At 72.7% G+C, this 24,792-nt stretch carries 21 protein-coding genes, 2 tRNA genes and 1 other RNA gene; 12 read left to right on the top strand and 12 right to left on the bottom strand.

Annotated features, from left to right (window positions below; translation table 11 throughout):
* Nucleotides 1-91: 91 nt before the first annotated feature.
* Complete coding sequence (purB, locus tag BSZ37_RS01195; RefSeq protein ID WP_095508789.1) at nucleotides 92-1,390, bottom strand: adenylosuccinate lyase; 1,299 nt, start codon at nucleotides 1,388-1,390, stop codon at nucleotides 92-94.
* A gap of 76 nt (nucleotides 1,391-1,466) precedes the next feature.
* A complete protein-coding gene (locus tag BSZ37_RS01190; protein ID WP_179299415.1) occupies nucleotides 1,467-2,513 on the bottom strand; it encodes a serine hydrolase domain-containing protein in 1,047 nt (348 codons plus the stop codon).
* Nucleotides 2,514-2,691: 178 nt separating this feature from the next.
* Between BSZ37_RS01190 and ffs the strand changes: the two genes are divergently transcribed.
* The 5 genes from ffs (at nucleotide 2,692) to BSZ37_RS01165 (ending at nucleotide 5,619) form a co-directional block, all read left to right on the top strand.
* An RNA gene (gene ffs / locus BSZ37_RS01185) (signal recognition particle sRNA small type) lies at nucleotides 2,692-2,790 on the top strand.
* Between the two features lie 43 nt (nucleotides 2,791-2,833).
* Nucleotides 2,834-3,148: a preprotein translocase subunit YajC gene (gene yajC / locus BSZ37_RS01180; protein ID WP_095508787.1), complete on the top strand. Its 315-nt coding sequence runs from the start codon at nucleotides 2,834-2,836 to the stop codon at nucleotides 3,146-3,148.
* Nucleotides 3,149-3,162: 14 nt separating this feature from the next.
* The gene (locus BSZ37_RS01175; RefSeq protein ID WP_095508786.1) at nucleotides 3,163-4,449 is read left to right on the top strand and encodes a bifunctional 3,4-dihydroxy-2-butanone-4-phosphate synthase/GTP cyclohydrolase II; all 1,287 of its coding nucleotides are present in this window, start codon (nucleotides 3,163-3,165) and stop codon (nucleotides 4,447-4,449) included.
* Between the two features lie 54 nt (nucleotides 4,450-4,503).
* On the top strand, nucleotides 4,504-5,166 hold the full coding sequence (locus BSZ37_RS01170) for a hypothetical protein (RefSeq protein ID WP_095508785.1): 663 nt from the start codon (nucleotides 4,504-4,506) through the stop codon (nucleotides 5,164-5,166).
* Nucleotides 5,167-5,247: 81 nt separating this feature from the next.
* Nucleotides 5,248-5,619 carry a hypothetical protein gene (locus BSZ37_RS01165; RefSeq protein ID WP_095508784.1) on the top strand — a complete coding sequence of 124 codons (372 nt, stop codon included), beginning with the start codon at nucleotides 5,248-5,250 and terminating at the stop codon, nucleotides 5,617-5,619.
* On the opposite strand, the gene BSZ37_RS01160 is transcribed toward BSZ37_RS01165, so the two are convergent.
* The 5 genes from BSZ37_RS01160 to BSZ37_RS01140 all read right to left on the bottom strand — a co-directional run bounded on the left by BSZ37_RS01160 (nucleotide 5,592) and on the right by BSZ37_RS01140 (nucleotide 8,759).
* The gene (locus BSZ37_RS01160) at nucleotides 5,592-6,026 is read right to left on the bottom strand and encodes a hypothetical protein (protein WP_095508783.1); all 435 of its coding nucleotides are present in this window, start codon (nucleotides 6,024-6,026) and stop codon (nucleotides 5,592-5,594) included. The two genes, BSZ37_RS01165 and BSZ37_RS01160, sit on opposite strands and share 28 nt — an antisense overlap.
* A gap of 75 nt (nucleotides 6,027-6,101) precedes the next feature.
* Nucleotides 6,102-6,704 (bottom strand): dephospho-CoA kinase, encoded by a 603-nt coding sequence (coaE, locus tag BSZ37_RS01155; RefSeq protein ID WP_218830357.1) that lies wholly within the window; start codon nucleotides 6,702-6,704, stop codon nucleotides 6,102-6,104.
* A 76-nt stretch (nucleotides 6,705-6,780) separates the two neighbouring features.
* Complete coding sequence (locus tag BSZ37_RS01150) at nucleotides 6,781-7,176, bottom strand: hypothetical protein (RefSeq protein WP_095508781.1); 396 nt, start codon at nucleotides 7,174-7,176, stop codon at nucleotides 6,781-6,783.
* On the bottom strand, nucleotides 7,173-7,553 hold the full coding sequence (locus BSZ37_RS01145) for a RidA family protein (protein WP_095508780.1): 381 nt from the start codon (nucleotides 7,551-7,553) through the stop codon (nucleotides 7,173-7,175). Before BSZ37_RS01145 ends, BSZ37_RS01150 begins: the two co-directional genes overlap by 4 nt.
* A gap of 57 nt (nucleotides 7,554-7,610) precedes the next feature.
* The gene (locus BSZ37_RS01140) at nucleotides 7,611-8,759 is read right to left on the bottom strand and encodes an FAD-dependent monooxygenase (RefSeq protein WP_095508779.1); all 1,149 of its coding nucleotides are present in this window, start codon (nucleotides 8,757-8,759) and stop codon (nucleotides 7,611-7,613) included.
* 62 nt (nucleotides 8,760-8,821) lie between these two features.
* On the opposite strand from BSZ37_RS01140, the gene BSZ37_RS01135 reads away from it, so the two are divergent.
* Complete coding sequence (locus BSZ37_RS01135) at nucleotides 8,822-9,160, top strand: cupin domain-containing protein (RefSeq protein ID WP_095508778.1); 339 nt, start codon at nucleotides 8,822-8,824, stop codon at nucleotides 9,158-9,160.
* A 101-nt stretch (nucleotides 9,161-9,261) separates the two neighbouring features.
* Here the strand turns inward: BSZ37_RS01135 and BSZ37_RS01130 are convergent, their stop codons facing one another.
* A complete protein-coding gene (locus BSZ37_RS01130) occupies nucleotides 9,262-10,662 on the bottom strand; it encodes a M16 family metallopeptidase (protein ID WP_095508777.1) in 1,401 nt (466 codons plus the stop codon).
* Between the two features lie 87 nt (nucleotides 10,663-10,749).
* Nucleotides 10,750-12,198 (bottom strand): M16 family metallopeptidase, encoded by a 1,449-nt coding sequence (locus BSZ37_RS01125; protein ID WP_095508776.1) that lies wholly within the window; start codon nucleotides 12,196-12,198, stop codon nucleotides 10,750-10,752.
* Between the two features lie 156 nt (nucleotides 12,199-12,354).
* Between BSZ37_RS01125 and BSZ37_RS01120 the strand changes: the two genes are divergently transcribed.
* Nucleotides 12,355-12,654 carry a hypothetical protein gene (locus BSZ37_RS01120; protein ID WP_095508775.1) on the top strand — a complete coding sequence of 100 codons (300 nt, stop codon included), beginning with the start codon at nucleotides 12,355-12,357 and terminating at the stop codon, nucleotides 12,652-12,654.
* Between the two features lie 92 nt (nucleotides 12,655-12,746).
* On the opposite strand, the gene BSZ37_RS01115 is transcribed toward BSZ37_RS01120, so the two are convergent.
* From BSZ37_RS01115 to BSZ37_RS01105, 3 genes are all read right to left on the bottom strand, one after another.
* Nucleotides 12,747-12,817: transfer RNA gene (locus BSZ37_RS01115), tRNA-Cys, on the bottom strand.
* A 647-nt stretch (nucleotides 12,818-13,464) separates the two neighbouring features.
* Nucleotides 13,465-13,800, bottom strand: a complete 336-nt coding sequence (locus BSZ37_RS01110) for a cupin domain-containing protein (RefSeq protein WP_095508774.1) — start codon at nucleotides 13,798-13,800, stop codon at nucleotides 13,465-13,467.
* Nucleotides 13,801-13,821: 21 nt separating this feature from the next.
* Nucleotides 13,822-13,895 (bottom strand) — tRNA-Arg (locus BSZ37_RS01105).
* Between the two features lie 157 nt (nucleotides 13,896-14,052).
* Here BSZ37_RS01105 and clpX point away from each other — a divergent pair.
* The 5 genes from clpX to BSZ37_RS01070 all read left to right on the top strand — a co-directional run bounded on the left by clpX (nucleotide 14,053) and on the right by BSZ37_RS01070 (nucleotide 24,728).
* Nucleotides 14,053-15,330, top strand: a complete 1,278-nt coding sequence (gene clpX / locus BSZ37_RS01100) for an ATP-dependent Clp protease ATP-binding subunit ClpX (protein ID WP_095508773.1) — start codon at nucleotides 14,053-14,055, stop codon at nucleotides 15,328-15,330.
* An 18-nt stretch (nucleotides 15,331-15,348) separates the two neighbouring features.
* Nucleotides 15,349-15,708 (top strand): nuclear transport factor 2 family protein, encoded by a 360-nt coding sequence (locus BSZ37_RS01095; protein WP_095508772.1) that lies wholly within the window; start codon nucleotides 15,349-15,351, stop codon nucleotides 15,706-15,708.
* Nucleotides 15,709-15,829: 121 nt separating this feature from the next.
* A complete protein-coding gene (locus BSZ37_RS01090) occupies nucleotides 15,830-16,984 on the top strand; it encodes a YihY/virulence factor BrkB family protein (protein WP_095508771.1) in 1,155 nt (384 codons plus the stop codon).
* A 47-nt stretch (nucleotides 16,985-17,031) separates the two neighbouring features.
* Nucleotides 17,032-19,323 (top strand): BamA/OMP85 family outer membrane protein, encoded by a 2,292-nt coding sequence (locus tag BSZ37_RS21340; RefSeq protein ID WP_179299414.1) that lies wholly within the window; start codon nucleotides 17,032-17,034, stop codon nucleotides 19,321-19,323.
* An 89-nt stretch (nucleotides 19,324-19,412) separates the two neighbouring features.
* Nucleotides 19,413-24,728 carry a translocation/assembly module TamB domain-containing protein gene (locus BSZ37_RS01070; protein WP_095508768.1) on the top strand — a complete coding sequence of 1,772 codons (5,316 nt, stop codon included), beginning with the start codon at nucleotides 19,413-19,415 and terminating at the stop codon, nucleotides 24,726-24,728.
* Nucleotides 24,729-24,792: the final 64 nt, after the last annotated feature.

The following is a 24,792-nucleotide window of genomic DNA, read 5'->3' as shown; positions in this document are numbered from 1 at the left end:
TCGGTCGTGCTCGCCGCCGACCCAGTTTGCTACGATCGCCGTCCAGCCCCGAACGGCGGACGGAGCGCGGGGGGGCGGCGCTGTCCGCCAGTTACGCCAGCCCGACGCGCTCGAAGAGGGTGCCCACCTGCGCCTGGTGATAGGCCGGGTCGAAGGCACCGGCGATCTGGTCGTCCGAGAGGTACGCGGTGATGCCGGGCGCGCCCTCGACGATCTCGCGGAAGCTCCGGCGCTCGCGCCACGCCTGCATCGCGAGCGGCTGGACCGTGTCGTAGGCGTCCTCGCGGCTGAGACCCGTCTCGATGAGCATCAGCAGGAGCCGCTGGCTGTAGACGAGCCCGTACGTCCGGTCGAGGTTCTCGGCCATCCGGTCCGGGTAGACCGTCAGGTTCTCGACGATCCGGGAGAGCCGGGCGAGGGCGTAGTCGAGCGCGATGGTCGCGTCCGGGAGGATCACGCGCTCGACGGACGAGTGGCTGATGTCGCGCTCGTGCCAGAGCGCCACGTTCTCGTAGGCCGCGACCATGTAGCCGCGCATGAGGCGGGCCATGCCCGTCAGGTTCTCCGAGCCGACCGGGTTCCGCTTGTGCGGCATCGCCGACGAGCCCTTCTGCCCCTTCCCGAACGCCTCCTCGGCCTCGAGCACTTCGCTCCGCTGGAGGTGCCGGATCTCGACGGCGATCGTCTCGATCGTGGTTCCGATGAGCGCGAGCGCGGCGAGGTACTGGGCGTGGAGGTCGCGGGGCAGGACCTGCGTCGAGATCGGCGCGGCCTTGAGCCCCAGTCGCTCGCACGTCAGGCGCTCGACCTCCGGCGGGATGTTGGCGAACGTGCCGACGGCGCCCGACAGCTTGCCGACCCGGACCGCCTCGGCCGCCGCGTCGAACCGCTCGACGTCGCGCTGGACCTGGTCGTAGAACCGGGCCAGCTTGAGGCCGAACGTCGTCGGCTCGGCGTGGACGCCGTGCGTCCGTCCCACGCAGACCGTGTGCTTGTGCTCGCGGGCGCGGGCCCCCAGCACCTCGCCGAGGCGGACGAGGCCCTCGCGCAGAATCTTGTTCGCGCGCAGCAGTCGGAGCGACTGCGCCGTGTCGACGACGTCGGACGACGTGAGGCCGTAGTGGACCCACTTCCGCTCTTGGCCGAGCGTCTCGCTCACGGCCCGCGTGAAGGCGACCACGTCGTGCCGCGTCTCGGCCTCGATCTCGTGGATCCGGCTCACGCTGAAAGAGGCGTTCTCATAGAGCGTCTCGACGTCCTCGTGCGGGATCTGGCCGGTGGCCTCGGCCCATGCCCAGCAGGCGGCGAGCTCGACGTCGAGCCAGGCTTGGTACTGCGCTTCTTCGGTCCAGATCGCCCCCATCTCGGGGCGGGTGTAGCGGTCGATCATGGCGGGCGGGGCGGAGGGGAGACGGAAGAAACGGGGTGCTCGCGGTGTGCGCCCTGGTCCTCTCGCCTCTTCGCCTCTATTCCTCCCGCGCGATGAGCCGGCGGAGAATCTCGACCCCGAGCCCGTCGACGCTGGCTTGGCGATTCGTCAGCGCGACCACGGCCACGCCCGCCTCGGGCACGACGCCGACGAACGCGGCCGAGCCGCCGACCATCCCGTTGTGCCAGGCCATCGTCTGGAGGTCGAGGGGCGAGAGGTGCCACGCGAGCCCGACCGCCACGTCGTCGCGGGCGGCGACCTGGGGCTCGAGCGACAGCGCCAGGGACGCGGGGAGGGCCGAGGCGGACGGGGTCAGGGCGGCCTCGGCGAGCGTCAGGAGGTCGCTCACCGTCGAGCGCCAGCCGCCGGCGCCGGCCGTCGCGTCGGTCCACGTCCAGTGAGGGACGGGCGCGCCGTCGGCGCCGTGAGCGGGCGCGAGTCGAGCGTCGCCGAGCGTCGTCTCGTCGAGGCCGAGGGGGGCGAGCACGCGGCGGCGGACGGCCTCGGCGTAGGTCGTGCCGTCGTGGCGGGCCAGGGCGTAGCCGAGCAGGCCCGCGCCGAGGTTCGAGTACCCGTACGTCTCGCCCGGCGCCGTCTCGATCTCGGCCCGTTCGAGGAACGCCATCAGCCGGTCGGGGCCGTAGAGCGCGTACGGGTCCGCGAGGTCGAACCCGCGCACCATGGCGAGGTCGACCGGCAGGCGCGGGAGGCCCGACGTGTGGGTGGCGAGGTCGACGAGGCGGTACGGCCCGGAGGCGAACGCGGCGACGTCGAGCGTGTCGGGGAGGAGCGTCGCGACCGGCGTCGTCAACTCGAGCTCGCCGTTGGTGACGGCGTCCGCCAGCGCGAGCGACGTGAGGACCTTCGACACGGAGCCGATCTCGTAGACGGTGTGCGCGTCGGGCGCCGCGCCGTCGACCGTCCCGACGGCCGCGACGTGCCGCTGGCCACCCGCGACGATGCCGACGACGAGCGACGGGAGCCCGTCCGCCTCGGCGGCGGCGCGGGCCAGCGAGTCGAGCGGGATCGGCTGGGCGGTCGCCGTCGACGCGGCCAGGAGGACGAGCAGGAAGGCGCGGCGCATTCGGTCGGTCGGGTTTCCGGGGGATACGAGTCGACGTCGCGCGAGGTGCCGCGGCCGCGCCGAGGCGGGCCGGGCGGGGGAGAGGGATTCCCGCGCCCTTCGCAACATTCGATCGGGCGCGGGGTACCTTCGATCTGCCGGCCGCCCCGACGTGTTTCGCGGCCCGCCGGCAGAGTGAGGGCACGTCCCGTACGGCCAGCTCCCTCTGAACTCCGCCAGGGCCTGACGGCAGCAACGGTAGGAGGTCGTAGCGGCGCGATACGGATCGCGTGCCCTCACTCTGTCGTAATCCAGGCCGTACCCCAGGATTCGCCCCCGCGATGCTGACGCTGCTCCCCCTCGCGCAGGCCGCCCCGAGCGGCGGCCTCTTCGGCAACCCCCTCCTCCTGCTGGGGCTGCTCTTCCTCGTGATGTGGTTCACGATGATCCGCCCGCAGACCAAGCAGGCCAAGGCCCACCGCGAACTCGTCGAGGGCCTCTCGAAGGGCGACCGGATCGTGACCGTCGGCGGCATCCACGGCACGATCCGCCAGGTCGACGAGAAGACAATCCTCGTCGAGGTCGACGGCGGCACGAAGCTCCGGATCGATAAGGGGAAGGTGGGGTACACGCTCTCGTCCACCGAGCCCGCCTAGACGGCGGGGCGCCCATGCCCGACGCCGAGACCCCCACCGGGGGCACCCCCGAGACCCGCTTCGACGCCATCGCCGACGCCGTCGACGCCATCCGCAACGGCCGCCTCGCGGTCGTCGTGGACGACGAGGACCGCGAGAACGAGGGCGACCTCATCGGCGCGGCCGAGCTCGTCACGCCCGACCTCGTCAACTTCATGGCGACCGAGGCCCGCGGGCTCATGTGCGTCTCGGTCACGCGCGAGCGGGCCGCCGCGCTCGACCTGCCCATGATGGAGCAGGCCAACTCGTCGCTCCACGACACGCCGTTCACAGTCTCCGTCGACTACCGCCACGGGACCACGACGGGCATCTCGGCCGCCGACCGGGCCAAGACGATCCGCGCCCTCGCCGACCCCTCGGCGCGCCCCACCGACTTCGCGCGGCCCGGCCACATCTTCCCGCTCCGCGCGCAGACCGGCGGCGTCCTCCGCCGCGCCGGCCACACCGAGGCCGCCGTCGACCTCGCCCGCCTCGCGGGGCTCCGCCCGGCCGGCGTCCTCATCGAGATCATGGACACCGACGGCACCATGGCCCGCGTCCCGTCGCTGCGGGCGTTCGCCGACCGGCACGGCCTCCCGCTGGTCACGATCCAGGCCCTCATCGCCCACCGGATGCGGACCGAGACGCTCGTCCAGCGCGTCGTCGAAGTCGACATGCCGACGGCGTACGGCGACTTCCAGCTTGCGGCGTTCGAGGAGGTCCTGACCGGCGATGTCCACCTCGCCCTGACGAAGGGCGGGCCGTTCTCGCCCGACCAGCCGGTGCTAGCGCGCGTCCACAGCCAGTGCGTCACCGGTGACATCTTCGGCTCGGCGCGGTGCGACTGCGGCGAGCAGTTGGCGGCGGCCATGGCCCAGATTGAGCGTGAGGGCCGCGGCGTCGTCCTCTACATGAAGCAGGAGGGCCGCGGGATCGGCCTCCTCAACAAGCTCCGGGCGTACAAGCTGCAGGAGGAGGGGATGGACACGGTCGAGGCCAACGAGGCGCTCGGGTTCAAGATGGACCACCGCGACTACGGCATCGGCGCGCAGATCCTCCGCGACCTCGGCGTGGCGAAGCTCCGGCTCATGACGAACAACCCGCGCAAGCGCGTCGCGCTGGGCGGCTACGGCCTCGAGGTCGTCGAGCGGGTCCCGCTCGAGGTCGAGGCCGGCGAGCACAACGCGCGCTACCTCCAGACCAAGCGGGACCGGATGGGCCACCTCCTCGACGGGCTCTCGGGCCACGACCGCGACGCGCTCGCGACGGCGATCGGCGACTAGCGGAACGGGCGGAGGCGCGCTCCGTTCGGCCGGAGTCCCCCCGCTCCGCCCGTCATGCGCGCGCTCGTTCTCGCCCTCCCCCTTCTCCTCGCCGCCTGCGGCGACGGCCGGCCGGCTGCCGACGTCACGCCGGCCCCGTCGGTCGACGCCGCGCCCGACACCGTCGGCCTCGGCACCGAGGCGGAGGGAGCGGGGGAGGCCCCCGACCGCCCCATCGCGCCGGGCTCGCGGCCCGAGACGGCCACGGCGACGATCTCCATCGAGGGCATGGAGGAGCCCATCGACCTCCGCCTCGTGACGGTCGAGGACACGCGGCTTCCATTCTCGACCTACGTCCCGGCCGACTGGGCCGCCGACGTCCTGAGCTCCGGCGAGGGCGACGCCGCGCGGTTCGTGATGGGCACGCCGCCGCTCGAGGGCAGCGTCCACCTGTTCGTCCCGTCCGAGCCGAACCAGGGGGGCGCTGACGCCCTGGCGCGCGCCGTCGCGGAGAGCAACGGCGGGGCCGAGCCGCTCGAGGGCGCCGCGCCGTGGGTCCGCGCGGGCTACCGGTTCGGCGACCCGGCCCTGGGCGGGAGCGTCCGCGTCGGGGAGCACGCCGGGACGACGTTCTACGTCGTCGTGCGGTACCCGGCCGAGATGGCCGACGGGTTCGCCCCGCGGGTCGGGCTCGTGCTCGACCGCCTCCGCTGGGCCGACGACGGGACGGGGCTGTAGCCGCCCATCGCGTCTTGTTCAGCCGAGGTTTAGGTCGGCGCCGCTTCTGCCGATACCCGGACGTGAGTCGTCGCACGCGCCGTGTCCCGCACGATCCTGCTCCCCATTCTCGGCCTCGCCGCCATCATCCTGTACGGGACGACGCAGGCCGCCCGACCATCCGCCGACGAGGTCGCGCGGATCCAGGTCGACGCGCCCGCCGAGGCCGTGCCTCGGCAACGGGCGGCCCCGCCCCCACCGCCCGCTCCGCGCCTCCGCTCCGAGATCGAGGCCGAGGCCGCCGCCCGCGCCGACTCGATCCGCCGGGCCCAGCAGCGCGCGACGGACACGATCGCCCTCGGCCCGAACGGCACGCAGAACGGCGTCTTCGACACGCGCACGGTCCCGCTTCGAGAGGACAGCGTCGGGGGCGGCCGGGTCCCGGCTCAGCCCCCGAACACGCCGATCCCGTAGTAGCAGGGCTCGACGGAGCACTCGTACATCCGCACGCGGATCCGGAAGGCGCCCGACCACCGGGGCGTCACGCGGACGATCGGCACGTCGTCGGTGCTCGTGTCGGAGTCGATGAGGTTGTCGTTCTCATCGTAGAGCCAGAAGTCCATGTCGTCGCAGTCCGCGTCGCAGGCGCCGACGAGGGCGTACTCGCGCTCGGCGCTGAGCCGGAGCGTGAACGACTCCTCCGCGCCGTCGTCGAGGCTGCCGATCTCGTAGTCGTGGGTCGGGCGGAAGCCCTGGCCGCGGAGCGTCTGCTCGGCGGCGTCGAGCTGGGCGCGGACCTGGTTGGAGTAGGTCTGTGCCGTCGCCGACTGGGCGAGGGCGACGAGGAGGGTGGCGGCGAGAAGTCCGAGTGCGGGGCGCATGGGGGCCAGGGCTGAAGTGCCCCAACCATAGGGAACACAGCACTCTCCGCGTCTCCCCGAATAGGGGAGGCCCCGTCAGTCTCCGAGCCCGAGGGCGCGAGCGAGGGCGTCCGCCTCGGCGTGGAGCGCGTCGAGGTCGCCGGCGTTGTCGATCACGCGGTCGGCGCGGGCGCGGGCCGCGGCCGGGTCGATCTGGTGGCGCATCCGCTCGCGGACGGCGGCCTCAGGCACCCCGTCGCGCGCCGCGGCCCGGGCCACGCGGACGTCGACCGGCGCGTCGACCACCACGACCTGGTCGACCACGCGGTCGCCCCCGGTCTCGAACAGGAGCGCGGCCTCGTAGACCAGCACGCGGACGCCGTCGGCGCGGGCGTCCGCTTTGGTCTCCTCCAACGCCCGCCGCACGGCCGGGTGGACGATGGCGTTGAGCGCCGCCAGCTCGGCCTCGTCGCCGAACACCCGACGTGCCAGCCCGGCCCGGTCCAGCGCGCCGTCGAGGCCGAACGTCTCGGCCCCGAACCGCTCCACGAGCTGGCGGCGGACGCCCGGGTCCTCGGCCATCAGCCGCTTGGCGAGGTCGTCCGCACGGACCACGCGGACGCCGTCGAACGTCTCCAGCCGCGCCGCCACGGCTGACTTCCCACTCCCGATGCCCCCGGTGAGGCCGACGGTGGTCATGGCACGTGGGGGATGGATCGTAGGGCGAAGGGGCGAAGCGCCGCTCCCGGACTACGCACGACGGGCGGCGACGCCATCAGAACGGCGCGTCATGGGTGATGGCGACCGCGATCCGCCAGCCGTGCTCGGGGTCGGGGACGAGCGTGTAGGTCGTCGCGTACCGCCACGACATCCGGCTCTTCGGGCGGCCGAGCCGCCAGTCGACGCGGGCGAGCGTGTGCTCCGGTTCCTGCTCGAGGACCGTGACCTTCGATACCTTCGCCTTCTGGACGTCCCACGCCCGGTGGAGGTCGAGCAGCCGGCGGACGCTCTCGATCACGGCCTCGGGCGAGGGGGCGGCCACGGTCTTCCCGTCGCGGACGAACAAGCACGGCGTGACATAGCACGCCGCGATGCCCGCGTCGTCGTAGGCTTCGAATGCCCGGCCGTAGTCCACGAAGAACGCCCGGAGCCCGTCGTCGCCGGGCTTCACGATGCGATCTCGGCGATGACCTCGATCTCGACGAGCGCGCCCACCGGGAGCCGATCGACGGCGACCGTCGAGCGGGCCGGTCGGTGGTCGCCGAAGGCCTCGGCGTAGACGCCGTTCATGGCCTGGAAGTCGTCCATCGTGTCGAGGAAGACCGTCGTCTTGACCACGTCCCGGAGGTCGGCGCCGGCCGCCGCCAGCACGGCGCGGATGTTTTTGAACACCTGCTCCGTCTGCGCCGCCACCTCGTCGCCGACGAGCGTGCCCGCCTCGGGGTCGAGGGCGACCTGGCCGGAGCAGAACAGGAGCCCGCCCACGCGTACGGCGTGGCTGTACGGGCCGACGGCGGCGGGCGCGCCAGGAGCGGAGAGGACGTCCATGATCGGTCGGGGAGAGGGACGCGGAGGATACCGACGCCCGTGGGCCGGGTTCTCGTCTCACCCGCGGACGTCCAGCAGTCGACGGCGGAGTGGGGGGAGGCGATGGGCCGAGCGGAGCGCCCGGTCGCGGAGCGTCGCCCACGGCTCGGGGAGCGTCACGAGCCGCCCGAGGCGGACGGCCTGCCGGATCGTGGCCTCGACGTGGGGTCGGCGCTCGGCCTCGTAGGCGTCGAGCCGGTCGAGCGAGGCGCCCCGGAGGATGTCGGCCAAGAGCGGCGCCAGCGCGCGGACGTCGCGGAGGCCGGCGCCCAGCCCCTGCCCTAGGAACGGCGGCATCTGGTGCGCCGCGTCGCCGGCGAGCACGAGCCGGCCGCGGCGCCAGCGGCTCGCGACGAGGTCGTGGAAGGTGTAGACCGCCGCCCGCTCGACCTCGACGGCGTCCGGATCGACGTGCGGTGCCAGGCGGGCGCGGACGGCCTCCGGCTGGCAGGCTGTCTCGGCGGCGGTGCCGGGTGACAGCCTGAACTCCCACCGACGGCGCGGGTCGGCAAACGGGACGTAGGTCGCAGGGCCGGAAGGGTCTGCGATCTGGAGAAGCCGGTCGGGGAGGTCCTTGCCCGCCTCGGCGTGGCGAAGGAGGACGTCGACCACGAGCCACGCCTGGTCGAACCCGCCGCCCACCAGCTCCGCGCCGGCGGCCTCGCGGACGCGGCTCCGCGCCCCGTCGCAGCCGACGACGAGCCGTGCGCGGGCGTCGAACGGTCCGTCCGACGCGAGGCCCGCGATGGTGACGCCGTCGCCCCTCTCCTCGACCCGCTCCACCTCGTGCCCGAGGCGGACCTCCACGGTGGGCAGCGCCGCCACCTGGCGGCGGAGCGCCTGCTCGACGGTTGGCTGGTGGATCAACACGCCGGGGGGGGAACCGGTGGGAGGGCCCTCTCGCGGACGTCCCCGAAGCAAAAGGCGCCCGCGGCGGTCCACGAGGTCGAACCCGTCGAGGGGCCGGCCCTCCGCCTCGATGCCCGCCTCGGCGAGGACGCGGAGGGCGTGGCCGTCGAGGTGCGCCGCGCGGGGGAGCGAGTGCGGGGCCGCGTCCTTCTCCAGCGCCAGCACGCGGAGACCGCGCCCTCCGAGGAGCGCCGCCAGCGTCGCGCCGACCGGCCCGAGGCCGACGATCGCGACATCGTACGGAGGAGAAGGCGGCATCGCCCCAGAAACTCCGCCGGGCGCGCCCGGATTCAACCCGTCCCTTCTCTCCCCACCCCTCCATGACCGACCACTCCGTCAAGAAAATCGACTCCGCCGCCGCGCCCGAGGGCGACCTCGGCCAGACCTACCTCGTCTCCGGCACGTCCGTCGCCATGCGCCTCTGGAACGAGAGCGCGGGCGAGGCCGGCGAGCCCCATACCCGCCCCTACGAGACCGTCGGCTACGTCGTCGAAGGCCGCGTCGAGGTCCACGTCGGCGACGACGTGGTCACGTGCGGGGCCGGCGACAGCTACCTCGTGCCCGAGGGCGCCGTCCGCCATTACAAGGTCCTCGACGACCTCGTCGCCGTCGAGGCCACGTCGCCGCCCGCCCGCGTCGACGACCGCGACGACGGGTAGCGCCTGCCGATCCGAACGAAGGGAGCCCCGCCGCCAACGACTGGCGGCGGGGCTCCCTTCGTTCACACCCTCCGCCTCGGCGCCGAGGCGGGCGGACCCGGCTACTGGACCGTCGTGATCTGGACGCCGCCGAACGGCGCCAGCTGCTCCTCGACCACGCTCCGGTCGCCGACGACCACGATGGCCGTGTCGTCGGCGCCGAGGTACTCCTCCGTCACGCGGCGGACGTCCTCGGGCGTCACGGCGTAGACGCGCTCGACGTAGTCCTCGAGGTAGTCGCGGTCGAGCCCGTGGAGGTCGAGGAACGCGAGGTACGACGCGATCCCGCCGGCCGACGAGTTCTGGAGGACGAACGTCCCGGCGAGGTAGTTCTGGATGCCTTCGAGCTCGTCGGCGGAGGGCGCCGTCGTCGCGAGGCTGTCGATCTCGTAGAGGATCTCCGAGATGGCCGGCCCGGTCTGGGGCGTCACGACGGCCGCCTGCTCGGCCCAGAACGCGTCGCGGTAGCGGGCCGAGACCGACGAGCCCGGGCTGTAGGTGTAGCCCTTGTCCTCGCGGATGTTGCGCGTGATGCGCGAGCCGAAGGAGCCGCCGAGGAGCGCGTTCGTGACCTGGAGCGCGACGTAGTCCTCGGCCGAAGGGTCGATCGTCGGGAGGCCGACGTAGACGTTCGACTGCGCGGCGCCGGGCTGGTCGACGAGCACGACGCGACGGCCGGACTGGGCCTCGGGCGGCGTCGGCTGGCTCATGCCCGGGCCACCCGACCAGTCGCCGAACGCCTCGCGCACGGCCGCCTCGACGGCGTCCTCGTCGAACTGGCCGACGACGTAGAGCCGCGTCCGCTGCGGACCGACGTTCGCCTCGTAGAACTGGCGGACGCCGTCGACCGTGGCCGCCTCGATGTCCTCGGTGTCGGGGAGGATGACCTGGGCGTACGGGTGGTCGCCATAGAGCGTCTCGTAGAAGGCGGCCTGCGCGAGCGTGCCCGGCTGCGAGCGGGCCACGGCGGCCCCGCGGAGCGCGTCGCGCTGGACGCGCTCGAACGCGTCCTCAGGGAAGGCCGGGTTGCGGAGGACGTCGCCGACGAGGCGGACGAGGTCGGGCGTGAACTCGCTCAGCACGCGGCCGGTCACGAACGTCTGGTCGAGCCCGGCGCCGGCCGAGACGGAGCCGCCCATCTCGGCGGCCTCGCGCGCGATCTGCTCGGCCGAGCGGCTCGTGGTGCCCTCGGTGAGGAGCGACGTCAGGAGGTCGGCGCGGCCGGTCTCGTCGGGCGCCTCGTCCACGTTCCCCACGCGGACGACGGCGTAGACGTCGGCCTTCGGGAGGCTGCCGTAGGGGACGAGCGTGACGTCGACGCCGTTGTCGAGCGCGAACGTCGTGCCCTCGGGGATCTCGAACGGGAGTGGCGGCCCGGGCTCGGGCGGCGTCGAGGGAAAGCCCTGGGCGAGGGCGGGGCCGGCGAGGGCCAGGAGAGCGGAGAAGAGGAGAGTGCGAAGCATGGGAGTCAGGGGCGGCGGGGCGGGAGTGGGGACACGGCGGCCCGCCTCGGGGAGTCCGCGGGGACGCCGAGGCGGACGGGGCCGCGCCTACAAGCCGCCGCCGGCGGCCTCGAGCGTGATGACGGTCCGGTTCTCGGGGCGGAGCCACTCGCGGGCGGTCCGGCGGATCAGACCCGGCGTCACGCGCTCGAAGCGGTCCACGAGCGTGTTGATCCGGGCCGGGTCGTCGTCGAAGAGCGCGAACGACGCCAGGAGGTCGGCCCGGCCGAAGCCGTACGTCCCGCCGATCGTGTCGTAGAGGTCGCTCCGGAGCTTGACCTTCGCGCGCTCCAGGACGTCTGGGGCGACGGCCTCCTCACGGAGTTGCTCGACCTCCGCGTCGATGAGCGCGAGGATCGAGTCGGGCGCCGTCTCCGGGTCGTGGACGAGCCAGGCCGACCACAGCATCGGCCCGTTGTAGTTGTACATGTTGCCGAGCGGCCAGTTGATCCCGCCGCTCACGTCCGACGTCACGCCGTTCTCGGTGACCAGCGACTGGTGGAGACGGGAGTCGTCGCCCTCGAGGAGGATCTGCTGGATCAGCCCCATCGCGTAGTACGCCTCCGAGTTGCGCGGCGGCATATGGTAGGCGAAGGCGAGGGCCGGCCGCGTGGCGAGCGAGTCGACCTTGGAGGCCCGCTTCTCTTCGGTCTGCGGCGGCTCGCGGAGATCCGGGATGGGCGGCACGTCGGCCCGCTCGATCCCGCCGAAGTACTGCTCGATCCAGCCCATCGTCTGGTCCGGGTCGACGTCGCCGACGACGACCACGACGGCGTTGTTCGGTGCGTAGTACGTGTCGAAAAAGTCCTGGACGTCGTCGAGCGTGGCCGCCTCGAGGTCGCTGAGCTCGCCGTAGAAGTTGTGGGCGTTGTACCAGTTCTCGTTGGCCTCCTGCGGGAGGTCGAGCCACGGGAACCCGCCATACGGCTGGTTGATGACGTTGACGCGGACCTCGTTGGAGACCACGCCCTGCTGGTTGGTCAGGTTCTCCTGCGTCACCTGGAGCCCGCGCATCCGGTCGGCCTCGGCCCAGAGCATCGTCTCGAGCGTGTTGGCCGGGACGATCTCGAAGTAGTTCGTGAAGTCGAACCGCGTCGAGCCGTTGAGGACGCCGCCGTTGCGCTGGACGAGCCCGATGAACTCGTTCTTGCCGAGGTGCTCCGAGCCCTGGAACATCATGTGCTCGAAGAGGTGGGCGAACCCGGTCCGGTCGCGGGGCTCGATCCGGAATCCGATGTTGTAGTAGACGGCGACGACGGCCGTGGGTGCCGAGGGGTCCTCGGAGATGACGACCTTGAGCCCGTTGGCGAGCGTGTCGTAGACGACCGGGACGGAGAACTCGTTGGCCTCGGTCTCGGCCAGCTCGGCCTCGGTGAGCGGGTCGAACTCGGGCTCGGTTGAGGCCGGGGCCTGGGGGGTTTGGAGGAACTCGGTGCCGCTCGAGCAGCCGGCGGCGAACAGGAGGGCGGCGAAGGCCGCCAGCGGAGCGAAGCGCATGCGGAGGGTCGGGGAGAGCTGCAGGAACGGAGTCCAATGCCGCACTCGCGCCCGGGGTCCGTCACTTGGCCCTGCCCGCCTCGGCATCGGGGCGGGACTTGTGGAATATCCGCCCTGCGGTTTACCCTGTGACCAGCCTCACTCCCCTGTGCCCCCATGGCCGGCACCCGCATCGTCTCCCAATCCGACTTCGCCCGCGAGCTCCGCACGGTCGGTCACTTCGACCTCAGCGAGCAATCGCGGCTCTACGCCGTCGCCCGGCAATGTGCCGAGACGGTGGGCTCCGCGAGGAGCGGCTCGAATGCGAAGACGGGCGGCGGGCGGATCTCCGTGTTCGGCGTCGGCGCGATCCCGTGGTACGTGGTGCGGTTCCTGGCCGGGGCGGTCCGGGGGAAGGCCGAGGTCGTGGGGTCCACGTCGGCCATCAAGGACGGGCTGGAGGAGCTCGCGGGCTGAGGCCGGGCCGAGGCGGCCACCCCCGCCTCGGCGCCGAGGCGGGCCGAGACACGAGCGCCCCGCCGACGGAGGTCGGCGGGGCGCGTCGCGGGAGGTGCCGACCGGATTTGAACCGGTGTACCAGGTTTTGCAGACCTGTGCCTAACCCCTCGGCCACGGCACCGCGACGCCCAATCTACGGAGGCCCGCCCCACGTGTCGATGAGATCCGTGCGCAGGCCCGGCCAGAGTCGACACGGCGATCAAGAGTGGCGACGGCCAAGTCCAGACGCCAAGGAAGACGCGGAGTCTACGCCAACGCCGCCTCGCCGGACGGCCGAGCCCGACGAGACGCCGTCAACCAAGGAGGCCGAACGCGAGGGCGAGAAGAATGAGGGCGACGACGAGCGCCACGCGGCCGGGCGTCATCGTCACGGTCTCGTCCGTGTGGGTTCGCATGGATACGGAGGCCAGGGATTGGCGTAACTCCTGACCAACCTAGACGTTGCGCCGCAAAGTCGAACTGGGGGGAAGCCCGAGCCCAGCCACCACGCCCGCTTCCTGTAGTGCGTGCCTCCCATGCCGGAGGGGAGGCGGCTTCCCTACCCTAAAGGCACATGCGGCCCGTCGCTCGCCCCCGTCGATGGCTGGGCGCACGTCGCTTGGCTCTCGGACCACCCCGCTCGTGCTCGACCTCGCCCTCGGTCTCCTCCTCATCGGGCTCGTCGCCTTCGTTCTCCTTCTCCGGTCCCGTCGGTAGTGGCTGGGAACGCCCGTCCGGGCGCCAGTCGGATCGCCGGGTCGCCGACCCACTCACCGAGGCGGGCGGTCTCTAGTCCAAAAACTCCTCACGCGCCGGACTGAAGACGTCGAGCAACACGCCGGCCTCGTGCGCGACGACGCCGTGCAGGACGTCGGGCGCCACGACGAAGCCGTCGCCGGCCCGGAGCACCCGGCGCTCGTCTCCAACCTCGACCTCGAAGACGCCCGTCTCGACGTAGCTCACCTGCCGGTGGGGATGCGGGTGGACCGTGCCGACGGCGCCGGCCTCGAACCGCACGCGGACCAACATGAGCCCGTCGTCATGGGCGAGGACCTGCCGCTCCACGCCGGGGGCGACGGGCTGCCAGGGAAGGGCGGAGGCGTCCGCGAAGGGCGGCGAGTCCATCAAGGGGCCGGGGGAGACGAGCACCCCGGCCAGGACTCGAACCTGGACTCAACGGCTTAGAAGGCCGTCGCTTTATCCAATTAAGCTACCGGGGCGTGCTCGCAAACTAGCCCGCCGGCGCCCCGCTCTGCCCACCTCGGGGAGCCCGTCGGCCGTCCCGCGCGTCAGGGCATCTCGGACAAACGGCCGGGAGGGCCGAGCGTCCTCGCCGGTGGCCCTAGATTGCCGCGTCCCGTTCTCACCCGCACGCGCATGCCCCCCGGCGGCGACGACGTCATCCGCTGCTCGTTCTGCAGCCGCACGGCCCACGAGGTCACCTCGATGGTGGCCGGGCCCGACGTCTACATCTGCGACCGCTGCATCCACGACGCCTCGGGCATCGTGCGGGGCGACCTTCAGGCGTACGTCCCGCCCGGCACCGCGGGCACGGGCCGCCGCACGCCGGCCGGCCGGCCGCGCCGGATGACGCCCCGCGAGATCAAGGCGGCCCTCGACGAGCACGTCATCGGCCAGGACCTCGCCAAGCGCGCGCTCTCCGTCGCCGTCTACAACCACTACAAGCGGATCGAGGCCGAGGAGTACCTCCACGCCTACGACGACGTCGAACTCGAGAAGTCGAACATCCTCCTGCTCGGGCCGTCCGGGACCGGCAAGACGCTCCTCGCGCGGACGCTCGCCAAGATCCTCGACGTCCCGTTCTCCATCGCCGACGCCACGGCGCTCACCGAGGCCGGCTACGTCGGCGAGGACGTCGAGTCGATCCTCTCGCACTTGCTCCAGGCGGCCGACTACGACGTCGAGCGGGCCGAGCGCGGGATCATCTACGTCGACGAGGTCGACAAGCTCTCGCGCAAGGGCGACAACGCGTCCATCACGCGCGACGTGTCGGGCGAGGGCGTCCAGCAGGCGCTCCTCAAGATGCTCGAGGGCACCGTCGCGGGCGTCCCGCCGAAGGGCGGGCGGAAGCACCCCGAGCAGTCGCTCGTCCAGTTCGACACGAAGAACGTCCTGTTCATCTGCGGCGGCGCCTTCGACGGGCTCGCGCCCCAGATCGCGCGGCGGCTCTCGCACGGCCAGATCGGGTTCCAGCACAACGGGCCGTCGGCCGTCGACCCCAAGGACCCGACGCTCTTCCGCCACGCCGAGCCCGACGACCTCCTCCGCTACGGGCTCATCCCCGAGCTCATCGGCCGGCTCCCGGTCCTCACGGCGCTCGACGCGCTCACCCCGGACGACCTCCGGCGGATCCTGACGGACCCCAAGAACGCGCTCGTGCGGCAGTACCAGAAGCTGTTCGCGATGGACGGCATCGACCTCCTGCTCGACGACGACGCCCTCGACGCGGTCGTCGAGCGGGCCGTCGCGCTCGAGACCGGCGCGCGCGGGCTCCGGTCGGTGATGGAGGGCGCCCTCCTCGACCTCATGTTCGACGCGCCCGAGGCCCACGCCGGTGCCGTCTGCCGGATCACGGCCGCGACCATCACCGACGGCACCCCGCCGATCTATGAGGAACGCAAGGCGTCGGCGTAGCCAACAGACGGCGTCGGCGTGAGCCCCCGCGCGGTCATCGAGCGGTGGGTCGAGGCGTTCAACGCCGCCGACGTCGACGCCATCGCGGCGCTCTACGCGCCCGACGCCGTGAACCACCAGGTCGTGGCGGACCCGGTCGAGGGGCGTGAGGCGATCCGCGCGATGTTCGTCCGCGAGTTCGCCGAGGCCGACATGACGTGCCTCGTGGAGCACCTGTTCGAGGACGGCGAGTGGGCGATCCTGGAGTGGCGCGACCCGCTCGGCCTCCGCGGCTGTGGCTTCTTCCACGTCGTCGGCGGGCGGATCGCGTTCCAGCGCGGGTACTTCGACAGGCTGTCGTTCCTCCGCCAGCAGGGTCTCCCGCTCCCGACGGAGTAGGCGACCGTCCCGGCCTCGACGTCGAGGCGGCCAAGCACGGATCGTAGGAGGACGCCTCCTGAACGGGGCGTGGGGCGCTCCCTGTGGACCTCCGGGGACGGCCCATCGTACTCTGCCTCCGATGCTCCGCGCGGCAGCCTACCACGCCAAACAGGCCCTGACGGTCCCCCAGTACTACGGGCGGGGCCTGCTCAAGGTGTTCACCACGGACCCCGTGTTCCTGTGGGCGCAGGCCATCGCGTTCAAGACGCTCGTCACGCTCCTCCCGCTGATCCTCCTCGCGGTCGGCATCTTCGGCCGGGTGCTCCGGCAGGAGGACGCGTTCACGACCGTGGCCCAGTTCCTCCGAGGGTTCCTCCCGCCGACCCAGAGCGACGGGCTCGTCGAGCTCGTGCTCCAGCTCCAGGAGGCCTCGGGGGCCATCACGACGTTCGGTGCGATCTTCTTCATCGCGACGGTCATCACCATGTTCGCGACGCTGCGCTACGTGGTCGGCGCGGCGATGGGGGAGAGCCGGCACCAGATGCGCTCGATCCTCGGCGGCTACGCCTTCGACCTCCGGATGGTGGCCCAGGTCGGGAGCCTGTTCCTCCTCTCGTTCGGGATCACGACGGCCGCCCGGTTCCTGAGCGCGCGGAGCGGCGACCTGGCGGCCCGCGCCGGCCTCGACCCGGGCTTCGTGGGGACCGCCACGGGCGGGCTGCTCCAGGCCGTCACGTTCCTCGTCCCATACGTCCTCACGGTCGGGATGCTGGCCCAGCTGTACTACTTCGTACCGCGGCCCAAGCCGCCGAAGCGGAGCGCGCTGGCGGGGGCGGCCGTCGCGGCGATCCTGTTCGAGCTGGCCAAGAACGGGTTCGCCTACTACGCGACGTACGTCGCCGACTTCGACCGGTACGCCCAGTCGGGCGAGGGGCTCGGCGGCCTCGGGGGGGCGTTCGGGCTGATCCTGGCGTTCGTGTTCTGGGTGTACCTCTCGGGGCTGATCCTCGTGGCCGGCGCCGTCGTGGCCGCGCTCCACGAGCGCCGCGTGCGGCCGCGGAAGTCGCGGCTGCGGAAGATGTGGTCGCGGAAGCCCGGCGAGTTCCGGAAGCACCGCGAGCGCGTCGAGGCCGAGGCGGCCGAGGCCGTCCACGAGTCGGTCCACGAGTCGGTGGGGAACGTGGCCCGGGCGGAACCGTCGGCCGCGGCGGAGGTGTCCGGGGCCGCGCCCGGCGGCGACGCGCTGCCCGAAGGGGCGGTTCGCGACGGTGGCCCGGTGCCCGCGTCCTCGTGAGCCGATCCTGGCGGTCGGTAGCTTGTCCGCTTCCCCTCCGCCCCCGCGTGACCGCCCGTCTCCTCGCCCTTCTCCTCGTCCTCGGTGCCCTCGCCGGCGCGCGTGCCCAGGTCCCCCTCACGCTCGTCGACGACGAGACGACGGTGGGCTCGCTGGGCTTCGAGTTCGTCGACGGGCAGACGCTGCTCATCGAGAACCTCAAGCTCCAGGTCGCGACGACGGCGCCGCCGGGGCCGATCTTCGGCCTCATCCCGCGCGGGAGCGACGTCCCGTACCCGTTCGACCCGATCGAGACGGCGAAGGACGTCGTCCGCCTCACTCGGTACTACGAGAGCAGCGGGTTCCCCCTCGCCGAGGTCGACTACGAGGTCGCGCTCGACACGACGGACAACACGGTCGGGGTGACGTTCGTGATCGACGAGGGGCCGCCGCTCCTCGTGGGCGAGGTCTCGTTCGCGGGGCCGGGCCAGAGCGACGTGGCCTCGGTGCTGGCGCTCGAGATCCGGGAGGACTGGGCGACCTTCCAGCGGAACCCAGCCGTCCGGACGGGCGACCGGCTCGACAACTTCGCCCTCGTCGAGCTCCAGAGCCAGACGATCTCGTGGCTCCGCAACCGCGGCTACGCCTGGGCGGACGCCGGCGCCGAGCAGTTCCCCGACACGACCGGCCTCCGGGCCGACGTCCGCGTGAAGGTCAACGTGGGGCCGCGGGCGCGGGTGGGCGAGATCCAGGTCGAGGGCAACGAGTCGCTGGCCCGCAACGTCGTCACGCGTGAGCTCCCGTTCGAGACGGGCGACCTGTTCGACGCGAGCGCGCTCGCCGAGGGCCAGCGCGAGGTGTTCGGCCTCGGCCTGTTCGAGCTCGCCCTCGTCGACATCGCGCCCGAGGCGGTCCGGGGCGACACGACGGTGCCGGTCGTCGTCCGCGTGCGGCGCGGGCCGAGCCGGGTCCTCTCGGCGTTCACGGGCTACTTCACCGACGGCGGCGTCACGCTCCGGGCCTCGGCCACGCACCGGAACGCGTTCGAGGGCGCCCGCCAACTCGGCGTCGACATCGAGTGGCGGACGGGGATCCTCTCCGGGCTCGGCGGGACGGGCGCGACGTCGGTCTCGGGCGGTCCCATCCGCGACCTCCGCGTGTCGGTCCCGTTCCGCCAGCCGTACGTCTTCGACCGGCGACTCTCGTACACGCTCCAGCCGTCGTACCGCGTCCGCGACGACGAGATCGAGTCGAGTGCGACGGCCGAGGTCGCCAACACGCTGCTCCTGACCCTCGCCCCGCTCAAGACGGCGGCGCTCTCGGTCACGGGCCGCCGCCGCGACCTCTCACGCGGGCTCGGCATCCGGCTCCTCGACGCGGGGCAGTTCGCGCTCCCGCCGGGCCCGTTCCTCCCCGACACGCTCGAGGCCACGACCGGCGTGCTCGGCCTCGACCTCGTCTACGGCACGCTCGACGACCCGCTCCAGCCGACGCGCGGCTACGTCCTCCGGCCGTCGCTCTCGGCCGCCGGAGGCGACGTGGCCTACGGCCGCGCCCGGCTCGCGGCGACGGCCACGATCCCGCTGCGCGGCCGGCGCTCGGGCGTCGTGCTGCGCGGCATCTTCGGCGGGCTCCTCCCGCTCGGCGGGACCACGCCGGATGACGTGGGCGACTACGTCCTCTTCCGCGACCAGCTCTTCTACTCCGGAGGGACGTCCGACGTGCGCGGGTGGGCGGCGGCCCGGCTCGGGCCCAAGACGTTCTCCATCACGCCGCCCGTGGAGACGCCGGGCGTGACGCCGGACCCGTCGCTCATCACGAGTTCGCGCGACGTGAACTACGTCGGCGTGGGCGGGCGGTACAAGATGGCGGGGAGCGTCCAACTCAACCTGCCCCTCAGCGCGCTCGGCCCGCAGTGGGGCGTCAACGTGTTCACGGACGCGGGCTACGTCGGCGCGCCGAGCTCGGCCCCGGCCGAGGACCTCCTCCGCGCCGGCGGCGCCCCGGCCGACACGACGCTCGCCGAGATCCTCGAGAACGAGGGCGGCCTCCGCGTCGGCGTCGGCGCCGGGATCCAGTACCTCACCCCGGTCGGGTTCGTCTCGATCGGGATCGGGGTGAAGGTCAACCCGTCGTACCTCGACCTCCGCCAGCCGGCCCGCGTCTACTGCGGCGACTCGATCTACGCCAGCGACCCCGTCTGTTTCGGCGGCGCCGAGATCGACGACCCGAGCAGCGGGGACGCACGCGGCTACATCGACGCGCGGCTCAACGGGACCGACTTCGACCCCGAGGCCATCTCCGCCCGCCAGATCCTCGGGCGGGCCCAGCTCTACATCTCCATCGGACAGACGTTCTAGAGGCCGAGGAGTAGGCCGGACCCTGACGTTCTCCTGAGGTTCGCTCGGCCCGCAGACCTTCCATCCCGCTCTCGCGTTCACGCCCCCTCGTGTCCACCGACCCCACCCGCACCGACCACCTCGGCGACGGCGCCGCCCCCCGGGGCGAAGCGACGGGGGAGGGCGTGCGCGGGCCCGACGCCGTGCCGTCGGGCGACGGCGGGTCTGGGAGCGAGGGGCCCGCACCGGGCCCCGTCCGCGGACGGAAGCGGCGCGCGGCGAAGCGCGTGAGCGTCGGGCTGGCGAGCGCGATCGCGTTCGTGGCGGTCGTGCTCGTCGGCGTCCTCATCTTTCTCCAGACGGGCCCCGGGCGGGAGTTCGCGCGTGGGCTCGTCGTGGGCCAGATCGCCAACGTGTTCGCCGACGACGCCGAGGTCTCGGCCGAGGGCCTCGCCGGCAACTTCCTGACGGGCGCTCGTCTGACCGGCCTGGAGGTCCGCCGAGGCGGGGAGACCGTGGTCACGGTCGACACCGTCATGGTCGACTACAACCTGACGACGCTCCTCCGGCGGACGTTCTCGGCCAGCCGGCTCTACATCGGCGGGCCGCACCTCTACGTCCGCCAACGGGCCGACAGCTCGTTCAACGTGACCGGCCTGTTCAAGCCGGCCGACGAGGAGGAGCAGCGGGCGGGCATCGCCATCCGGCTCGACGAGTTGGCCGTCCGTCGCGGTGCGGCCGACGTGATCTGGTACCGCGAAGACGGCCGCGACTCGGTCCACTCCGTCCGCGAGCTCCGGGCCGTCGTCGAGAATTTCCGCCAGCGCGGCGACAGCCTTTCGGGCGCCATCGACGCCCTCTCGCTCCATGCCATCGCCCCGTTCGACCGGGCCGAGGCCGACCTTTCGGCGTCGGGTCGGTTCTCGAAGCGCGACCTCGCCCTCGACGAGCTCATGATCCGCAGCGAGGCCGGCACGAGCGTCGTCGGCGAGGCGCGGCTCCAGTTCGCGGGCGACGGGACGCTTCCCGTGTTCGACGCCCTCGTCGAGGCGTCGCCGCTGGACCTTGAGGACGTCCGCGCGTTCGCAGGCGTCGAGGTCTACGGGGCCCCCCGCCTCCGGCTCCGCGCCGACTCCGACGGCGACGTCCTCACGGCGTCGCTCTCGGGCGCCCTCGACGACGCCACCATCAACGTCGACGGCGAGTTCTCGCGCGAGCCGAACAGCGGGCCGGTCCGGTACCGCGCTGAGGGCACGCTGCAGCGGTTCGACCCCTCGGCGCTCCTCGGCGACCGCGTCCCGTCGGCCGAGGTCACCGGCGACCTTCGGCTGAACCTCCAGGGCACGACGCTCGAGACGCTCAGCGGGCCGTTCGCCGTGTCGCTCCGCGAGAGCCGCGTCGGCGACCGGACGATCGACCGGCTCCGCCTCGACGGGTCGTTCGCCGCGGGCCGCGTCTCGTTCGACCTCGAGGGCGCGCTCCCCGGCGCGTCGCTGGCGGCCGAGGGCCGCGCGCGTCCGTTCGACGAGGTCCCGACCTACCAGGTCGCCGGAACCGCCCAGAACGTCGACCTCGGCGTGCTCCTCCCGGGCTCCGGACGGACCGACGAGTTCGCCGGCGAGTTCGCGCTCATCGGACGCGGGGCCTCGCTCGACGCGTTCTCGGGCACGCTCGCGCTCGACCTCACCCGCGCCGACATCGGCCTGACGGACCGCCGCCTCCAGTTCTCGAACCTCCAGCTCGACGCCGACGTGGATCGCGGCGTGGCCGATTTCGACGCCGACGCGACGCTCGCCGGCGACGAGGGGCGGATCGCCGCGCTCGGCACCCTCCGCCTCGGCGACCCGCTCGCCTACGACATCGTCGACGGGCAGGCCACCGGGCTCAACCTCGCCGCGCTCACCGGCAACCCGAGCCAGGAGAGCGACCTCACGGGCTCGTTCACGCTCTCCGGCGAGGGCGTCGACGTGACGAGCGCGCCCATCGACCTCACGGCCCAGCTCCAGAGCTCGCGCTACGGCGAGTTCGAGCTCGCCGCGGCCGACCTCGATGTCCAGCTCCGCGGCGGCGTCGCCACGCTCGACGCGGCGCTCGACTTCGGCCCGGGCGGGCAGGCGACGGCGACCGGCACCGCGCGACCGTTCGCCCAGCCGCTCGCCTACGAGCTCAGCGGCACGTTCCAGAACCTCGACCTCGCCGAGGTCCAGGGCATCCCCGAGCGCTACAGCGACCTCACGGGCACCTACGTCGCGAGCGGCGCCGGCCTCGACCCGGCCACGCTCTCGCTCGACGCCCAGGTCGCCATCACCGCGCCGTCGTCGTACGGCGAGCGGCTCGTCGACTCGGCCGACCTCGCGGTCACGCTCGACGACGGGTTCCTGACGGTCAACGGGCCGATCACGACGCCGGAAGGCGCGTTCGACCTCGCGCTCTCGGGCCGGCCGTTCGACGCGAACCCCAGCTACGCCTTCGACGGGACGTGCTTCCGCGACCTCGACCTGTCGGACCTCTCGGCCTCGAACCCTCGGACCGACCTCACGGGCTGCTTCACCGGCGAAATCCGTGGCATCGCCGACCTCCCGACCGCGAACGGGTCGGGGGTCGTCACGCTCCGTCCGTCGCGCATCAACGACGCCGAGCTCGAGGACGGCCGCGTCGAGTTCACGCTGGCCGACGGCGCCCTCCGGGGGTCGCTGGACGTCACGCTCCTCACGCCGCCGCGCGACGAGGGCGTGGCCGAGGGCGGGCGGATCGTGGCCTCCTTCGAGGGCCGGCCCTTCGACGAGACGCCGACGTACGCGCTCCGCGGGCGGACCGAGGCGCTCGACGCCGGCACGCTCCTCGACCTCCCGCCCGACCAGCCGCTCCGCCTCACGCTCGGGTTCGACCTGGAGGGTCGCGGGACCGACCCCGAGACGATGACGCTCCGGGGCTCGCTCACCGGCCGTGAGTCGACACTCGGGCCGGTCATGCTCGAGTCGCTCACCACGCGGTTCGCCCTCGCCGACGGCGTCGTGAGCGTCGACACGCTCCGGTTCGAGAGCGACCTCGCGCAGGCGACCGGCGGCGGCACGCTGGCCCTCTTCAACGACCGCGCGGCGTCCGACTTCCGGCTCGAGGGGACCGTCGAGAGCCTCGCCCCGCTGGCGGCCCAGACGGACCGGACGCTCGGGCTCGAGCGCGGGTCGTTCGTGCTCAACGCGTCGGCCCAGCCCGGCGAGCCGCTCCGGCTCCTCGGCTCCGCCGAGGCGCGCCAGGTCGTCGTCGACGAGATCGCCGTGACCGGCTTCGACGCCTCGGTCGACATGTCGTGGAACCGGGCGCTCGCCGACTCGCTCGGCCTCGGCGCCCTCGACGGCGAGGTCCGCACCACGTTCGACGTCCTCTCCGGCCCGACGTACCGCGTCGAGGAGGGCCGCGCCACCGTCGCCGCCGACGACGGGACGTTCACTGTCGACGCTACGGTGACGGTCGACGAGCGCCGTGACCTCGACGTGTTCGCGCGGATCGACCCGCAGTCCGACGGCGTGCTCATCGAGCGCGGGCGGTTCCGGCTCGACGACAAGACCTGGCAGCTTCTCCAGCCGACCGAGATCGCCGTCGCCGAGGGCCTCATCGACGTCCGCGGGCTCATCCTCGCCTCGGAGTCCGGGGGCCAGCAGATCGCGGCCGACGGGACCATCGACTTCAACGGCGAGCAGAACTTCGTCGTGACCGTCGAGGACGTCCCGATCGACGCCCTGACCGAGTTCGTCAACCTCGGCGCGCTCGGCGGCGACCTCACGGCCACGCTCGACCTCACGGGCCCGGCGACGGCGCCCCGCATCGACGGCCGCGTCTCCCTCGCCGACCTGACCTCGAACGGCGAGCCCGTCGGCGCCCTCGCCGCCGACGTGGCCTACGCCGACGGCCGCCTCGGCCTCGACGCCGTGCTCACGCACGAGGGCGGCGAGACGCTGACCGTCGACGGGACGGTCCCGTTCGCGTTCTCGCTGGCCGACGGGCCGCAGAGCGAGGGCGGCGACGCCGACGAGCGCGTCGACCTCCGCGCCCGCGCCCGCGCCTTCCCCATCGACTGGGCGCGGCCGTTCCTCGACGACCGGGCCTACAACGCGCTCGGCGGGACGCTCCGGCTCGACCTCACGATCGTCGGGACGCAGGCCAACCCGCAGCTCGACGGCGTCGCCACGCTCCAGGGCGGTCGCCTCGGCGTCGTCGCCACGGGCCGCGTCTACGAACCGATCACGGCCGACCTCACGTTCCAGAACGACCGGATCGTGCTGGAGGACGTCCGGATCCTCGACGAGAGCGGCCGGACGGCCCTCGACGTCACCGGCAACGTCCGCTTCCGCGAGCTGTCCGTCGGCGAGTTCGACCTGACCATCACGCCGCGCGACTTCCTCGCGATGGACACGCGGACGTACGACGGCCTCGTGATCGACCGCGGGTCGACGCCGCTCCGACTGACGGGCACGCTCGACCGGCCCGTCCTCCGGGGCTCCGTCGTCCTCGCCCAGGGCGACATCTACCTCACCGACGAGCTCGTCCCGCCCGAGCTCGAGTCGGTCACGCTCACCGACGCCCAGATCCGCGAGGTCGAGTCCCGGTTCGGCCGCGTCGTCACGGCCCGCGACACGGCCCAGAGCCGGTTCGTCGACGCGCTCGACTACGCGCTCACGGTCGAGATCGAGCAGAACGTGTGGCTGCGGAGCGAGGCCGGCCTCCCGTTCGACATCGAGTTCCGGGGCGACGTCGACGCCCGGAAGCGGTCGTACGCCGAGTCGAGCCAGCTCTTCGGCCGGATCGACCTCGTGCGCGGCTCGGTCCAGACGCTCAACCGCCAGTTCGATCTCGAGAACGGGTCGATCACGTTCAACGGCGACCCGCTCGCGGCCATCGTCGACCTCGCGGCCACGCTCGACATCCGGTTGCCGGGCTCGATCTCGGGCCAGTCGTCGGCCGTCATCACGCTCTCGGCGCAGGGCCAGCTCGACGAGAACCCATCGATCCGCCTGAGCTCGACGCCGACCATGGAGGCCGCCGACATCGTCTCGCTCATCGCGACGGGCCGGCTCGCCGACGAGTTCGTGGGGACGGGCGCGCTCGCGGGCGCCGGCACGGGCCTCGCGCTCGGGACCGTCTCGGGCTTCGCCGAGGGCCTCGCCAGCCGGACGCTCGGGCTCGAGATGGCCCAGATCGACTACGAGGGCGGCGACATCGTCATCAAGTTCGGCGACTACCTCTCGAGCCGGCTGTTCTGGACGGGCGGGTTCATCGTCCCGCTCGGCGACAACTCGCAGAGCGAGAACCGCCTCCCCATCCTGTTCTCGCTCGACTACGAGCTCCTCCGCTGGCTCTCGGCGCAGACCGAGTACAGCGGCCAGCGCGGCGTCGGCGCGGGGCTCAACTACGAGACGTCGTGGTAGCGCGCGCGGCGGACGGCGCGTGCGGCTCGCGACACCGCCCCACGTGACCCCGCGCCCTCTCGGA

Origin of the sequence: Rubrivirga marina, from assembly GCF_002283365.1 — a bacterium.
GTDB classification, from domain to species: domain Bacteria; phylum Bacteroidota; class Rhodothermia; order Rhodothermales; family Rubricoccaceae; genus Rubrivirga; species Rubrivirga marina.
This window is presented reverse-complemented; position numbering and strand designations above follow the sequence as displayed.

Excerpts from the sequence above, each read along its gene's own strand:
- BSZ37_RS01130 (WP_095508777.1), bottom strand. The coding sequence starts at position 10,662 with ATGCTTCGCACTCTCCTCTTCTCCGCTCTCCTGGCCCTCGCCGGCCCC.
- clpX (WP_095508773.1), top strand. The coding sequence starts at position 14,053 with ATGCCCCCCGGCGGCGACGACGTCATCCGCTGCTCGTTCTGCAGCCGC.
- BSZ37_RS01125 (WP_095508776.1), bottom strand. The coding sequence starts at position 12,198 with ATGCGCTTCGCTCCGCTGGCGGCCTTCGCCGCCCTCCTGTTCGCCGCC.
- BSZ37_RS01135 (WP_095508778.1), top strand. The coding sequence starts at position 8,822 with ATGACCGACCACTCCGTCAAGAAAATCGACTCCGCCGCCGCGCCCGAG.
- BSZ37_RS01090 (WP_095508771.1), top strand. The coding sequence starts at position 15,830 with ATGCTCCGCGCGGCAGCCTACCACGCCAAACAGGCCCTGACGGTCCCC.
- BSZ37_RS01110 (WP_095508774.1), bottom strand. The coding sequence starts at position 13,800 with ATGGACTCGCCGCCCTTCGCGGACGCCTCCGCCCTTCCCTGGCAGCCC.
- BSZ37_RS01170 (WP_095508785.1), top strand. The coding sequence starts at position 4,504 with ATGCGCGCGCTCGTTCTCGCCCTCCCCCTTCTCCTCGCCGCCTGCGGC.
- BSZ37_RS01160 (WP_095508783.1), bottom strand. The coding sequence starts at position 6,026 with ATGCGCCCCGCACTCGGACTTCTCGCCGCCACCCTCCTCGTCGCCCTC.
- BSZ37_RS01175 (WP_095508786.1), top strand. The coding sequence starts at position 3,163 with ATGCCCGACGCCGAGACCCCCACCGGGGGCACCCCCGAGACCCGCTTC.
- coaE (WP_218830357.1), bottom strand. The coding sequence starts at position 6,704 with ATGACCACCGTCGGCCTCACCGGGGGCATCGGGAGTGGGAAGTCAGCC.
- BSZ37_RS01120 (WP_095508775.1), top strand. The coding sequence starts at position 12,355 with ATGGCCGGCACCCGCATCGTCTCCCAATCCGACTTCGCCCGCGAGCTC.
- BSZ37_RS01145 (WP_095508780.1), bottom strand. The coding sequence starts at position 7,553 with ATGGACGTCCTCTCCGCTCCTGGCGCGCCCGCCGCCGTCGGCCCGTAC.
- BSZ37_RS01140 (WP_095508779.1), bottom strand. The coding sequence starts at position 8,759 with ATGCCGCCTTCTCCTCCGTACGATGTCGCGATCGTCGGCCTCGGGCCG.
- BSZ37_RS01190 (WP_179299415.1), bottom strand. The coding sequence starts at position 2,513 with ATGCGCCGCGCCTTCCTGCTCGTCCTCCTGGCCGCGTCGACGGCGACC.
- purB (WP_095508789.1), bottom strand. The coding sequence starts at position 1,390 with ATGATCGACCGCTACACCCGCCCCGAGATGGGGGCGATCTGGACCGAA.
- yajC (WP_095508787.1), top strand. The coding sequence starts at position 2,834 with ATGCTGACGCTGCTCCCCCTCGCGCAGGCCGCCCCGAGCGGCGGCCTC.